A 13971-nucleotide genomic window follows, 5' to 3' on the forward strand; every position below is an offset into this window, starting at 1 on the left:
ACGCAGATAAAATCGCAGATTTGTGTTTTTTAATATTCGTCTGCAATGAATTGATTCAACTTCAAATAAAAAAAACAGATTATAAGCCAAGCTAAATTGCGAATAACTTTAATCAACGAAAGACAGATCTGCGCCTTTATCTGCGCCTTCATCTGCGAAAATCTGCGGGAAATAATTTAGCGTAACTATTTACGAATAAGTGTAATTACTGAAATACAGATCTGCGATTTTATCTGCGCCTTATCTACGAAAATCTGCGGAAAATATTTTAAGCGCAAAAACTTTTGGCGCTAATTATCTTTAGTATAGATTCAAATAAAAAAACACAAACGGTGCAGATATAAACAACGCATCAAATCGATCTAAGAAACCACCATGTCCGGGAAGTAAAGATCCGGAATCTTTGATCACAAGACTTCTCTTGAACATAGATTCAATCAAGTCGCCAAGTACTCCGGCAATGAAAATTATCGATGCAATAACGATCCATTGCGTCAATGTGAAAGCAGTACAATAATGTGCAACAGCGAATGAAATTCCGATAGCGCATACTCCGCTGCCGATAAAACCTTCCCAGGTTTTCTTCGGACTGATGCGTTCGAATAATTTATGTTTGCCCCAGATTCTGCCCGCTGTATATCCACCAATATCATTTGCCCAGAGAATAAAAAGATAGCCAACTAAGTTCAATGGTTTATATTCTTCTCCCGGTCCATAAAATGACAGGAGAAAGAACATGAACATCGGTGCTGATATATAAATGTTGCCAAGAAGGGTGTAAGCAATATTCGTAAACGGCTTTTCAGATTTAGTAAATAGCTCTCTGATAAAAACAAGGTAAGGAAGAATGAAGATCAGCGGCAGCAGATTAATATTCTGCATGAAGGTGCCAAACAACATTGGTAGAAATAAAATAATTCCTGTAGCTAATCCAAGAGCTATATGCGGTTGAATGTTGTCGTTTTTCGAAAGCTTATAGAATTCGAAGAGCGACATGCTGGAAATGAGAGCGATCAAAAGCAATCCTGAAAGCTGACTATAAAGAAGCGCAGAGAGTACGATTGCAACTCCGATGATACCCGTAATAAATCGTTGCGTTAAATTGTTCACAGTTGATTCTGTTCGATTATTATTTTGGCTAAGATAGCATCTTCTTTTTTAGCATATACTTCAATTTCGCCGATCATAGTATAGCTGGAATCTCTTTTGTCGAGTTTTACGGCTTCTATATCCTGGTCTTTCAAAACTTCAAGAACGATCTCGACCTGATGTGGTAACGTAGAAGTGTAAATCAGTTCCCAACCGGTCATAAAGATTATTTAGCATCATCAATAACAAAAACGAAAATATCACGAGGACCATGCGCCGGAGTGACCAATGTCTTTTCAATATCGGCGGTACGGCTTGGTCCGGTCAATGCAGCGATCATTGATGGCAACTCGTTATATTTATTTTTGATCAGAGTAAGCGCGTCTTTTAATTCAGGAACGATCTGCGAAGAGTAGGCCATAATAATATGGATCGTTGGCACTACGAAAAGTTTTCTGCCGCTACCAAGTTTACTTGAAATAATAACTGAGCCTAATCGTGCAACCAAAGCTTCACAGGATGTAATTGCAACCATTCCTTCCGGAAATTTCTGTTGCTCTTTAGTATAAGGAAATTCGATCTGATCCATGAAATCTGTGATCTTCTGTTCCTGACAATAGAATTGCTTCCATTTATTTTCCTGAGCAAGCATGATCACATTCTCTAAAAATTCCATTTCATTCTCACAAAAAACAAACTGACCACCAACTTTGGTAAATACCTCTGCAAATTTTTCCTCTAAACTATCTCCGGCAGTATTATATACATTCTTCTCCCAGTCGATATTAGGAAACCGACCGGTAGTTTTGTGTATCAAAGCCTGACGGATCTTTTTAAGGATCTTTTCACGGGAGGTGGTGTCTTGCATCTTTTTAGTAAGTGGAAAGTAGTGAGTGGTAAGTAGCACAGCTTCCAGATTGCACTCTATTTTCATTTTGTAAAGAATAAGTAGTAAGAAGTAAGTAAACTGTGCTACTCACCACTTACTACTCACCATTTACCCAGTTGGTGGCGTCGTCACAATCGTCGGAATAGTCTCAGAAGAATCACCGGCTGCTGCAGTTGTTCCTGCGAGGTGTGCCATTTCGCTTTTATCTTCCCATTTCCTTTTTCCGAAAATTGCTTCAAGATCTTCTTTGAAGATAACTTCTTTCTCCAGTAAATGTCCCGCAAGCTGATGTAGCTTCTCTACGTTTTCAGAAAGTAATTTCTTCGTCCGCTCATAAGCTCCTTCGATGAGTTTTTTCACTTCGTTATCGATGAGCTCAGCTGTTTTTTCGCTATAAGGTTTTCCGAAAGTATATTCCTGTTGTCCTGATGAATCATAGAAACTTACATTTCCGATCTTATCATTCAAACCATAAATGGTAACCATTGCATAGGCTTGCTTGGTGATTTTTTCAAGATCGCTTAAAGCACCTGTTGAAATTTTTCCGAAGATAATTTCCTCCGCAGCTCTTCCGCCCAATGCAGCACAGATCTCATCCATGATCTTCTCAGTCGTTGTGATCTGTCTTTCTTCAGGAAGATACCATGCAGCACCAAGAGAATTTCCTCTCGGTACGATCGTAACTTTGATAAGTGGATGTGCATATTCCAGTAACCATGAAACTGCAGCGTGACCTGATTCGTGATAAGCGATTACTTTTTTCTCGTGAAGAGAAACGATCTTGTTTTTCTTTTCAAGTCCACCGATAATTCTATCGACAGCATCTAAGAAATCCTGTTTCTCAATCGATGTTTTATTTTTACGAGCAGCGATAAGCGCCGCTTCGTTACATACGTTTGCAATATCAGCTCCTGAAAATCCGGGAGTCTGGCGTGCTAAAAATTCAATGTCAAGAGATGCATTTATCTTCAATGGCTTCAAGTGAACGTTGAAGATCTCTCTACGGCCATTCAGATCCGGTAATTCTACATAGATCTGTCTGTCGAAACGACCCGGACGTAACAATGCACGGTCAAGAATATCTGCGCGGTTAGTTGCAGCAACAATGATGACACCTGAATTACTTCCGAATCCATCCATCTCAGTCAACAACTGATTCAATGTACTTTCTCTTTCATCATTTGATGAGAAAGAAGGTGATTTACCACGGGCACGACCGATTGCATCGATCTCATCAATGAAGATGATACAAGGAGCTTTTTCTTTCGCCTGACGGAAAAGATCACGTACACGTGATGCACCCACACCGACAAACATTTCCACGAAATCAGAACCTGAAAGAGAGAAGAAAGGAACTTGTGCTTCTCCGGCCATTGCTTTTGCCAAAAGAGTTTTACCTGTTCCCGGAGGACCAACAAGTAATGCACCACGCGGAATTTTTCCACCGAGTGTAGTATATTTTTTCGGATTCTTCAGAAAATCTACGATCTCCATTACTTCCAGTTTCGCTTCTTCTAATCCTGCAACATCATTGAAAGTAACTTTTACCTGAAGATCTTTATCAAATAATTGTGCTTTCGATTTTCCGATGTTAAAGATCTGACTGCCGCCACCGCCGCCACCCATTCTGCGCATGAGAAACATCCAGATGAGAATAAGGAATACTCCGGGAATGATCCAGTTCAATAAGAATTCCAGATAACCACCGGTTTCCTGACTGTATTCAATCCCTACTTTTTCATTTTCAGGAAAGTCTTTTTGAATTTCTTCAACTTTCTTTACGAATAGATCAGTCGGACCGGTATTGACTCTGAAATGCGGGCCTTCATTAACGACTTGCGGAAAACTTTTGTAACGAAGTTCTTTGTATTTTTCTTTTGCAAGAAGTGAGTCTTTCTTAATCGTGATGTGTGCAACTTTATCGACGATTTCGATCTTCTTCACATCATGTTGTTCAAGCATATTTTTTTCAAAGTCGTCGATGCTTGTTTGTCTTTCTTCAGTTCCCCAATGCAAAAGCTGGGTAATGATCAGAACTACTATGATGATTCCATAGATCCAATAGAAATTAAAATTAAATCGTGGTCCACCCGGGAATTTTTTCCCCGCGTTACCTTTCGCAGAATTTGGCTTGTTGTCACTATTTCGTTGTTCGCTCATTAGAGTAAAAAGATTGGCATTAAGTAGTCAAGAAGAGTGCCCGTTGCGGGATTCCCGACAAATAGTCATTGTTTAACAGATTAATGTATTAATTGTTGCTTGCGATTTGTTGAATTTCTGCATCAGCCCAAAGTCGTTCGATGCCATAATAGTCGCGTTTTTCTTTTTGGAAAATATGTACAACTACGCTCAGGTAATCGAGAAGGATCCATTCGGAAGTCGACATTCCTTCTTTGTGAAAAGGATCTTCACCAATTTTTTTATTTACGAAATCTTCAACAGATCTTGCAATGGCATCGGTGTGGGTTTTAGAATCTGCATGGCAGACGATAAAGAAATCGGCTACAGAATTTTTCAGGTTTCTTAAATCTAGTGATACAATCTCCTTTGCTTTCTTTTCTTGCATCCCATCGATAATGAGGTCTCGCAGATTTTCGGCTTCATTGATCTTTCGGATTGGTTTTTTTACTACTTTTCGGGTAGGAGACTTCGTCTTTTTAATCATCAAGGGGGAGATAGGTTATTATTGATATTAGTGACGCAAAAATAGGGAAAATATTGCAGTCCTTTAAAGATACATCACTGATATAGTTTACTATTAAATTCATGAATAAAGAGTTAACAACCTTATTCACAGGTCGGAATATTATTGAGATCGAAACTGTGGAATCGACTAATTCTTACCTTTCAGAACTATTGAAAAGCCAATTGGTTCCTGAAGGTAGTGTTGTGCGTGCATTTTCTCAGTTTTCGGGCCGGGGGCAAATGGGAGCACGCTGGAGTAGCGAAGACGGTAAAAATCTGCTGATTAGCTTTGCTTTTTACCCCACTTTTGTTGTTCCAAGAAATCTGTTTTTACTTAATAAAACCTATGCTTTAGGAGTTTACGACTTTATTAAGGCGTTTTTAGGAAGCGATATTAAGATCAAATGGCCGAATGACATTTATTGGAAATCCAAAAAACTTGGCGGCATTCTGGTCGAGAATACCATCACAACCTCTGTAGTGACCAACAGTATCTTCGGTTTGGGTCTCAATGTAAATCAGCTGGAATTTCCGGCGAATTTGCCAAATCCGGTTTCTATGGGACAAATCGTTCCCGGAAATCATAATTTACAGCATATCCTCAATGGTTTGTCCAACAGTATAGAAAATCGGTATCTCCAGTTACGAAGAGGTGAGAAGCAGACTTTGGATGAAGATTATAAAAAAGCGTTATTCCGTTGCGAAGAGTGGGCCTTTTATGAAGACAAAAAAGGAAAATTTCCAGGATGCATTAAAGGAGTCGACAACCAGGGATTATTAAAAGTTGAAGATGAGGAGGGGGAAATTCGGTTGTTTGATTTGAAGGAATTGAAGTATTTGGGGCTTTCTTAGGTGATTAGTATTTGGTAATTGGTAAGTGGTAATTGGTAAGTGGCACCACATGGTTCTTCAAAGTAAATACATGAATTAAAGCATGTAGTGCTACTCACTACTTACCAATTACTACTTACTAAAGTACAGCCAACTTCCCAACTAACAAATTCAAAAAGTTAGTCAAAGGTTTTACGGCCATCATTTTCATCATTGGATTCAAGTCTGCATCGAAAGCAAGTTGAACAGTGCTTTGTCCGGGTGTAGATTCTTTGATGATACAATCCAGTCCGAAATCAAAAGGTGCTTTTCCATTGCGTGCAACCTTAATCAATGAGTAAGGAGTTTTATCGGTGATCTTCATTCCTAAACTTGCCATTCCTGCGATTGTAAAACTGCATTCTTCTTCAGTTGATTGCCAATTGGTAACTTGTTCCGGCATTAGCTTTTCAAAATTATTGAAGTTGCTCAGGAAATTATAGATCTCTTCCGGTGATTTTGTTACCGGGGTTATATCGCTTTCAATTCTAGTCATGATAAATTATTTGATTTAAGAAATAACGCCGGTCCAGTTTTCCGGTTCTGTTTTCCATTTGTTCAATACTTCAAGGTCTTTTTCTTTGATGTAATTTGACTCTACTGCTTGTTCAAGTAAAATTGAATAGTCACAAAGAGAAATAAGCGGACATTGTTCTTTTTCGAAATTACTTTCGGCCAATGAAAATCCATAGGTAAAAATGGAGATCATACCTTTCACCTTGCAACCTGCTTCGCGCAAAGCTTCGACGGCTTTCAAAGAACTTTTGCCTGTTGAGATCAAGTCTTCAATTACTACAACCGTTTGACCTTCTGTAATTTCGCCTTCGATCAGATTTTCGCGACCGTGATCCTTTGCGGAGGCACGAACGTAAACAAAAGGAAGTCCCATGGCTTCAGCCACAAGTGCTCCTTGTGCGATAGCAGCAGTGGCAACTCCGGCAATTACATCCGGTCGGCCGTAAGTTTCTTCTATTGCAGTTACGAGTTCCTGGCGGATGTAAGTACGCACTTTAGGATAAGAAAGTGCAATACGGTTATCACAGTAAATAGGTGATTTCCAGCCTGAAGCCCACGTAAAAGGCTTTTCGGGTTGAAGTTTGATTGCTTTGATCTGAAGTAAAGATTCAGCTATTTTTTTCGAAGTGATAACATTCACAGGCATAGCACAAACGTACGAATTCGCTGTTAAAGGCAAAGGTATTTTCAGGGAAAAAGTTATTCAATGCATTCAATATTCCCGTTTAAATAACGAGATTTGAATGAACTTATGCAGACTTCCCATATTGTATTCATCAACGACAGGCCACTTGTCTTTTCTTATGTTTATAGCAAACAATTGCCGGTAGAGTATACAGGATATGCAATTCTGAATGATGAGAGTTCGACCATTGATAAAGCCATTAAACTTCTTGAGAGCGGAAAAGAAATTGGTGTTGTTTATTTCAGTGAATCTCCTGATGAAAGCTGGAAAAGATTTATTTCAAAATATATTCTGATTGAAGCTGCAGGCGGATTAGTGAAAAATAAAGAAGGAAAATTTCTGTTCATTTTCAGAAATGGTAAATGGGATCTTCCGAAAGGAAAAGCAGAGTATGATGAAACTCCTGAAATGACAGCGCTTCGTGAAGTTGAAGAAGAATGTGGTTTGAAGAATCTTAAAATTGAAAAAGTACTTACCAAAACTTTTCATACTTATAAAGAAAAAGGAAAGTTGATCTTAAAAAAAACGCATTGGTATTTAATGACCATCGATGAATATCAAAAATTAATCCCCCAGACGGAAGAAGGAATTACAGAAGTAAAATGGGTTGCAGAAAATCGGATAGAGCGGGAGGTTTTGGTGAATACGTATGCTTCGATCAAAGGGATATTTTCGTGATGATTCATTAAAGTTTAAAGTTTAAAGTTCAAAGTTCAAAGTTGGCTTCGTAGGCGCCTACAAAGCTAACTTTGAACTTTGAACTTTGAACATTCAACATTGAACTTTGAACAAACAAGTTTTTTCCTAACTTCGTTCACCAACAAAAAACAAAATGAGCAAACGCATTGCAGTTTTTCCAGGGTCATTTGATCCTATCACAAAAGGGCATGAAGAGATCATCAAAAGAGGATTGCCATTATTTGATGAGCTGATCATTGGGATTGGTTATAATACGAACAAGCATTATTTTTTCTCGCAAGACAGACGGGAACATTTTATTTCAAAAACATTTGAAGGTGAATCAAAAATAAAAGTCGTTCGTTACTCCGGGCTTACTGTTGAATTTTGCAAACAGATAGGAGCAAGTTATATTTTAAGAGGATTGCGAACTTCTGCCGATTTTGAATTTGAAAGAGCAATTGCACAGATGAATCATTCAATGGCACCGGAAATAGAAACGATCTTTATTGTTTCTGATCCATCGTTGTCACATATTTCTTCAACGATCGTGCGTGACATTCTTTTATATCAGGGTGATGTTTCGGCGTTTGTGCCGAAGCCGGTGTTGGGGTAGGACGGGATTTTTACCGGGATTAAACTGATTATTGGATTACCGGGATGGTGGTGGTGAGTGCACTTTTGATTATCAACTTTGCTGCTAATCCAAAACAAGTCTGAACCTGGATTTATCTGATTTTTGGATTTCCCGGAAAGAGGTTCATAGCAGGCAAGTGTTTTAGTCCTAAATAAATTATGAACCATTTCCAACAGATCAAGGAAATCCAAAAATCAGATAAATCCAGGTTCAGATACTGTATAATGAAAACGCACAATTCCCATACTTCCTTATATCCTTAGCATCTATGTGACTTTGCAGAATTCTTTTCGCCTGATGTTCTACGATGAGGATTCCATCTTCCGTCAACAGTTCTTTTTGAAAGACAAGATCAGGTATAGTGTCTGTTTCATTTAATTCAAAAGGTGCATCAGCGAAAATGATATCAAATTTTGTATCACAGGATTTAATAAATTTAAATACATCTGATTTTATGACAGATATATTTTTCACGTCAAATTTCACAGCTGTTTCTTTGATGAAAGCACAGCATTTGAAATTCAAATCGACACATGTTACATGTTTTGCGCCACGCGAAATAAATTCCATGCTTACTCCGCCAATTCCTGCGAAAAGATCGAGCACTTTTATTTCTTCAAAATCAATTCTGTTGTTGAGAATATTAAATAGGGCTGACTTTGCATAATCAGTTGTCGGCCGGACCGGTAAATTTGCAGGTGCATTGATCAGTCGTCCGCTGAATTTTCCGCCAATTATTCGCACAATGCTAAATTGAAAAGTGTATGATAAAAATGTGCAGGCAATTCATTGAATTTATTGCTGAAAGCAAGTGTTCTTGTTCGCTCGCCAAATGAAATTTTACGAATATAATTATAGAGCAATTTATACAAAGCGCTTTCTTTTTCAATTTCACCCAGCAAAGTAAATGGTGTTCTCTCAGGATCTATTCCCAATTGTTCGCAGACAAACAATGTATAGTACAAAACATCTTCATTACTGTTTCGGTTGAAACTGTTCATTAGGATCAGCTTTTTGCCTTCAGTAACGATAACGTCTATCTCATTTTGTCTGATATTTAAAAAAAGTTGCTTGCCGGAATTGTTGCGCGAAAGTCTGCTGACAGAATTCAGTAACACTTCTGAATGATGAACGAATTTCGGATCCTGAAACAGATGAGAGAGTTCTTTCTGCAATTCATTCTCAATGCTGTAAATTGTAAACAAATCGTAAATACTTATGTGTGCACGATGAACAGAAACATCTGTTGCCTCCTTGAAGTTGAGTTTAAAATATGCTTGTTCATCACCTGGATGATGGAGTGCTTCAGGTATTAGAGTATATTGTGTTGAAGTGATACAGATCCTTGCTTTAGAAAATTCATATTGTCGGAGGATCTTACTTTTCGATGTTGCAACTTCAAGATGATCTTTCCAGGAAAAATTTTCGCGAAATTCGGGATTTGGAAAAACTTCGAATGCCAGAAACTTGTTTGATTTTTTCTCAAGCAACGACAACTGTATTGAAGATTTTTCTGCTAATACCAGCAAATCACACAGTCCTGAACTCTTGTTTTCAAGAGTTGGGTCGATGATCAGCATTGAAGCATCCGTTTGCGGTAAAAAGACATTTGTACTCACAAGGGCGAAGGTACAAAATCAATTGAAATATTATAATGTGGGATTACTTTCTGATTGTAATAGCAGATGTAGTGATCGAATTACTCTGGTGCCCGGCCCGGTCTTTTAAATAGATGGTGTAGGAGACAGATTGCTGAGTGCTGTTATCTGTAATTCCCTGCCCGCCTAGTTCAATATTCAATGTTCCTTCAATCGGAATCGCAGAATCATCCGGTGCAAGCTGACGGATCCGATATTCATATGTAATTCCAATCCGGTTATCTCTTACAAAACAATTTTTTACACCGGTTGTGTTTTCTCCAAGATCGCCATCACCATCATTATATTTAATTGTAACGGTTACCGAATCTGTATATTCATTTGCAGTAGTTGGTGAAATGCCAACGAATTCAATTGCAGGTGTGGAGTCAAATTCAATTTTCTCTTTCTTACAGGCAGAAGAAAGAAATATCAAAATTGAAAATGTCAAAATTTTATTGAACATAGAAGCTATAGATCGTTTTGTAATAATCCAATGAGGAATTTTTTGGGAACTCAGCATCTGAAGTATGATCACCATCGTTCACATAAAAACGGAAATATACTGTCGTTCCTGATGGCCACGTTCCGGTTGGGACGACAACATACCAAACCTGAAATGCTGCGTAATAGATCAGGGCATTGTATTCAACTGCTCCGGTGAAATCATTTTTATTGGTTGAAAGTTTCACCTTTTTAGAAACATAATTTGCAGGATCAGTGGCATCATCGCCATCAGCAGAGTCTGTTGATGCAAAAGCAAAATTTATTGTCTGGCCTTGTTCAATTATAAAAGCAGTATACCATTCATCATCTACTCGATTCGTGTCGAGTCTTACATTTACTGAATCCAGAGCGATGTATCCTGAAAAATTTGGTTGCAGATTTGGTTTTACCGGAAGCGTTCCATCAACATCAGGGCATCCGGCATTGATCGAGTTTTTAACATGACCGATGTCACCCTGAGAAAGACGCACACCGTTCGAAGGCATGTATTCAGTTGTAGCGGTCGTCAGACGCTCTATGATCCAGGAATCGTCGACATTATGCGGAATTGCTCTTAATGTAAATAGCTTCACAGAGTCAAGTGTGGTCTTGTTTACAGACTGATAAACAAGAGTAGAGTAGGCTGATTCTATTGTTCTGAAATCAGGTTCAAATGTTCCGTCATGACAACCGGGATTTGCACATTTTGGCTGAAAAATATTTTTATACAAACCTTGTATAGAATTCGGATCAGGGTTCGGATCGGGATTTGTGTTCGTAGAATAATCTACTTTATCATATGGGTTTTCAGGAACCTCATCTTTTTTACATGCAAAAAAAATCGATGTCAGAAGTACAGCGAAAGCAATGAAGTAAGAATTATATTTCGATCTTATCATATGAAAGCAGCTTGAAGATCACAGTTAGCCCAATTTCGTAAATAGCCGGATGGAATTGCATCGTCAAAGCCAAGTAAGTTTGCAATAGCAGGAACGATCTCAGTACTCTGACCCATTAGTGTATTGAAGACCTGATTTTGTTTGACAACAGAAGGTGGACCAACTACGAGACAAAAGATCTCTCTTGCCATAGTTAAATTCGGATCTCCGGAAAAATCAGGATCGTTTGGAGCTGTATGATCCAGTGCTGTACGGCCGAAGGCATCTACGGATGTATTACCGTAAAAATTTCTTCCGTGTTCCGGAGCGATGATCAGTACGGTATCGTCTGCCATACCCGGTGTACTTTGAATTGTATTCCATAATTGAGCAACAGCAAAATCAGCTTTTCGTAAATTGTTTGCGTATTGGCTGAACTGGAAATGACAGACATCAACATCCTGCATATTGACAACCATCAATTCCGGTTTAAAGGTTTTGATGATCTCATTTGCAAAAAGAATATTATACATATCGTTATTCATTACACCAGCAGCATTCCAGGAATTCTGAAATTGAAAAGTCTGAGCTTTTGTGTAAAGATCTGTTATGAATTGTTGCAATAAAGCAGCATCAGCAGAATCGTTTATTACTCCCGCACTTCCATCTGAATAAGTATGGTTGAATATACCATTAACAAAATCATGGATATTGGAAATGGCCGCTTCTTCAGTACTGGCAAATGTTCGTGGATTTCCGAGTACATCAAATCCTTGTGGACTAATTAATGAAGTCGGTGAAATAAAGTTGGCACCAAAAGAAGCTCCGTATTCACCTGAAGAAGAATAATTCAATGCCGGATATGGGCCTAATGTATTTGCAACCCACCATGAATTCAATGCAGTTTGTTGCGGACTATTGTGTTTTCTATAGTATTCAAAGATCGTAGGATTACGAGGATGTTCACGGATATTCAGATCTATATCTACATAGTTGCCCGTTACAGCAACAGTATGTCCGTTATAATGACCTGTCGGTCCGTTTTTATATCTGAACTCTTTGAATAATGTTCCGAAGGTTTGTAATGGAGCTGATAACGGCGAAGAGGGTAAAGTTTGCATTGCAGCGGCAATATCCGGAGAGATCGCTCCGCCACCTGAAAAAAGGTTCGGCATAAGATTTCCGTCGTTCATATGAACTGACTCAAGGTTCCTGACTCCACCCGCATAAAGACAAAAGACAACGTGATTAACTTTACGTAATCCTGATGCAGCAAACAATCTTCCACTCGGAAGTATGTAAGGTGCAGCAAATACACCTGCGGAGGCAAGGGCTGTTTGCTTTATGAAGTCTCTTCGTTTCATTTTGTTGTGAGTAGTAATTAGCAATACACTAATATTCATTAACCAGAATCTGAAGATATTTTTTCACAGTGTTTAAATTTCCGAAAAAAAATTTCACTTCATTTCACTTCACTTCATTTCATTTCACTTCATTCCACTTCATTAATAAAACCTGTATTCATCCGAAGTCATCAACGCAAAATAAATTGTCATAGGGGTAACAGAGTTATTTGTACGCACGAGTTCCTGCCATTTGAATTTTTCGAATTCATTTGGCTCACGGTTGAAGAATTTTTTATAGGTGTTAGTAATGAATAATATTGTGTCGCCGTTTACAGTTGGAGTTGATGGTAATTGGATCGTTGTGTCATTGAGGAAATTTGCAATGATTCTTTTTTCAATTACCTTGAGATCTCCGAATGAAGAATACGCAACGCTAAGGTTTACAAGTTTTGTCTGTGGGATGACTGTTCCATAAAGATCAGAATATGCAATAGAGATAAATTCTGTTGTTGATTTCTGATTTGTTTTTTGTCCACCGCCTTGCGTTACATCAATTGGATCAATTCCATATTGATATTTCTTTTCCTCTGTACAGGAAAAGATAACGATTGTGAGCAGAAGGAATAATATTTTTTTCATTGAATACCTATAAACTCATTTGATGTCAGAATGACTTTTTGAACTGCAGTATAATCGTTGGTAGAGAGGAACAACTGAGTGCCTGTTGCCATTTCATATCCGGTCGGATTGCGGAACAAATACTTTTGGTATAATAAAACCACTTGCGCTTCATAGTAATTAGAAGCGTTGGTAAGGATTTCCAGATAATCTTCCTTTGATTCCCCTGCTTGCAGAAACAGAAAAGAGTTGTTGTTCTCAACCATATTAATGCCATTGATCTGTTCCGAAGCGGTTGGATTTCGATTGATCAGGTGCTGAAAACTTGAGATAACAAAATTCGCAGAACCCATATTGATCTGATCGTAAATGTAGTTGTTGCACATTCTTCTATGAAGTTCTCTGATGTCAATTGTTGCATTTGTAAATTCAGCGAATGCATTTTGCATTTGAACGAGTCTGTCGACTTCATATTGAATATAGGGCCATTGAAATATTGCCGTTGTGTCGTTCAGGATATTGGAGAAAATAGCGATCCACATAGTAAATTCTGACGTGTCTGCATTATTTAAAATGTTGAATTTATTTTGTTCGTATAGATTAGGAAGGTAAGCACCTGATGAAAAGATAGAATTTACAAAAGTATTTCGTGATGATTCGTTTACATGATTGCTTATAAGACTTGATTCAGCTAACAAGGCTTCTACGCTATCCGGTTCACGACCCAAAGTTAAAATGTAACTTCTTGTGATATATCTCTGGACAGTTGTTGAATCAATCGTATAATCATTCGGTGGCACGTTGTCGGGAATTGTTTCCAGAACTTCTTTTTTACAAGACTGGAACAAAGCGACTAATACTAATAAAAAAATAATTTTCCGCATCGGTGGGAGAATAAACAAACAGGTTTGCCTAACTTTGAATTAGGCATTTGGATGTTGGGGTGTAGTCTGCAGA

At 38.2% G+C, this 13971-nt stretch carries 17 protein-coding genes; 3 read left to right on the forward strand and 14 right to left on the reverse strand.

Going from position 1 to position 13971, the window contains the following annotated elements:
• Nucleotides 1-300: 300 nt before the first annotated feature.
• From IPL24_04865 to rsfS, 5 genes are all read right to left on the reverse strand, one after another.
• Nucleotides 301-1110, reverse strand: coding sequence for a phosphatidate cytidylyltransferase (locus IPL24_04865; GenBank protein MBK8363019.1), 810 nt, complete (start codon nt 1108-1110; stop codon nt 301-303).
• Nucleotides 1107-1310, reverse strand: coding sequence for a DUF2007 domain-containing protein (locus IPL24_04870; protein ID MBK8363020.1), 204 nt, complete (start codon nt 1308-1310; stop codon nt 1107-1109). Before IPL24_04870 ends, IPL24_04865 begins: the two co-directional genes overlap by 4 nt.
• Nucleotides 1311-1315: 5 nt before the next feature.
• The gene (locus tag IPL24_04875; GenBank protein ID MBK8363021.1) at nt 1316-2023 is read right to left on the reverse strand and encodes an LUD domain-containing protein; all 708 of its coding nucleotides are present in this window, start codon (nt 2021-2023) and stop codon (nt 1316-1318) included.
• Between the two features lie 63 nt (nt 2024-2086).
• Nucleotides 2087-4138 carry an ATP-dependent zinc metalloprotease FtsH gene (gene ftsH / locus IPL24_04880; GenBank protein ID MBK8363022.1) on the reverse strand — a complete coding sequence of 684 codons (2052 nt, stop codon included), beginning with the start codon at nt 4136-4138 and terminating at the stop codon, nt 2087-2089.
• Between the two features lie 88 nt (nt 4139-4226).
• Nucleotides 4227-4643 (reverse strand): ribosome silencing factor, encoded by a 417-nt coding sequence (rsfS, locus tag IPL24_04885; protein ID MBK8363023.1) that lies wholly within the window; start codon nt 4641-4643, stop codon nt 4227-4229.
• A gap of 101 nt (nt 4644-4744) precedes the next feature.
• Here rsfS and IPL24_04890 point away from each other — a divergent pair, with 101 nt between their 5' ends.
• Nucleotides 4745-5515 carry a biotin--[acetyl-CoA-carboxylase] ligase gene (locus IPL24_04890; GenBank protein MBK8363024.1) on the forward strand — a complete coding sequence of 257 codons (771 nt, stop codon included), beginning with the start codon at nt 4745-4747 and terminating at the stop codon, nt 5513-5515.
• A gap of 118 nt (nt 5516-5633) precedes the next feature.
• On the opposite strand, the gene IPL24_04895 is transcribed toward IPL24_04890, so the two are convergent.
• Together IPL24_04895 and IPL24_04900 are read right to left on the reverse strand one after the other, a co-directional pair.
• Nucleotides 5634-6029, reverse strand: coding sequence for an SRPBCC family protein (locus IPL24_04895; GenBank protein MBK8363025.1), 396 nt, complete (start codon nt 6027-6029; stop codon nt 5634-5636).
• A gap of 15 nt (nt 6030-6044) precedes the next feature.
• The gene (locus tag IPL24_04900; GenBank protein ID MBK8363026.1) at nt 6045-6695 is read right to left on the reverse strand and encodes an orotate phosphoribosyltransferase; all 651 of its coding nucleotides are present in this window, start codon (nt 6693-6695) and stop codon (nt 6045-6047) included.
• Between the two features lie 105 nt (nt 6696-6800).
• Here IPL24_04900 and IPL24_04905 point away from each other — a divergent pair, with 105 nt between their 5' ends.
• Together IPL24_04905 and coaD are read left to right on the forward strand one after the other, a co-directional pair.
• Nucleotides 6801-7412 (forward strand): NUDIX domain-containing protein, encoded by a 612-nt coding sequence (locus IPL24_04905; protein MBK8363027.1) that lies wholly within the window; start codon nt 6801-6803, stop codon nt 7410-7412.
• Nucleotides 7413-7566: 154 nt separating this feature from the next.
• Complete coding sequence (gene coaD / locus IPL24_04910) at nt 7567-8028, forward strand: pantetheine-phosphate adenylyltransferase (GenBank protein ID MBK8363028.1); 462 nt, start codon at nt 7567-7569, stop codon at nt 8026-8028.
• Nucleotides 8029-8259: 231 nt separating this feature from the next.
• Here the strand turns inward: coaD and rsmD are convergent, their stop codons facing one another.
• From rsmD to IPL24_04945, 7 genes are all read right to left on the reverse strand, one after another.
• On the reverse strand, nt 8260-8793 hold the full coding sequence (gene rsmD, locus IPL24_04915) for a 16S rRNA (guanine(966)-N(2))-methyltransferase RsmD (GenBank protein ID MBK8363029.1): 534 nt from the start codon (nt 8791-8793) through the stop codon (nt 8260-8262).
• Entirely contained in the window at nt 8784-9668 is an 885-nt protein-coding gene (locus IPL24_04920) for a DUF3822 family protein (protein MBK8363030.1), read from the reverse strand. Before IPL24_04920 ends, rsmD begins: the two co-directional genes overlap by 10 nt.
• Before the next feature lie 43 nt (nt 9669-9711).
• Entirely contained in the window at nt 9712-10137 is a 426-nt protein-coding gene (locus IPL24_04925; protein ID MBK8363031.1) for a hypothetical protein, read from the reverse strand.
• A gap of 4 nt (nt 10138-10141) precedes the next feature.
• On the reverse strand, nt 10142-11071 hold the full coding sequence (locus IPL24_04930; protein ID MBK8363032.1) for a hypothetical protein: 930 nt from the start codon (nt 11069-11071) through the stop codon (nt 10142-10144).
• On the reverse strand, nt 11068-12414 hold the full coding sequence (locus IPL24_04935; GenBank protein ID MBK8363033.1) for a hypothetical protein: 1347 nt from the start codon (nt 12412-12414) through the stop codon (nt 11068-11070). Before IPL24_04935 ends, IPL24_04930 begins: the two co-directional genes overlap by 4 nt.
• A 141-nt stretch (nt 12415-12555) precedes the next feature.
• A complete protein-coding gene (locus IPL24_04940; GenBank protein MBK8363034.1) occupies nt 12556-13035 on the reverse strand; it encodes a hypothetical protein in 480 nt (159 codons plus the stop codon).
• On the reverse strand, nt 13032-13898 hold the full coding sequence (locus IPL24_04945; protein MBK8363035.1) for a hypothetical protein: 867 nt from the start codon (nt 13896-13898) through the stop codon (nt 13032-13034). Before IPL24_04945 ends, IPL24_04940 begins: the two co-directional genes overlap by 4 nt.
• Nucleotides 13899-13971 lie beyond the last annotated feature (73 nt).

It is taken from the genome of Bacteroidota bacterium (genome assembly GCA_016711505.1).
GTDB lineage: Bacteria > Bacteroidota > Bacteroidia > AKYH767-A > 2013-40CM-41-45 > JADKIH01.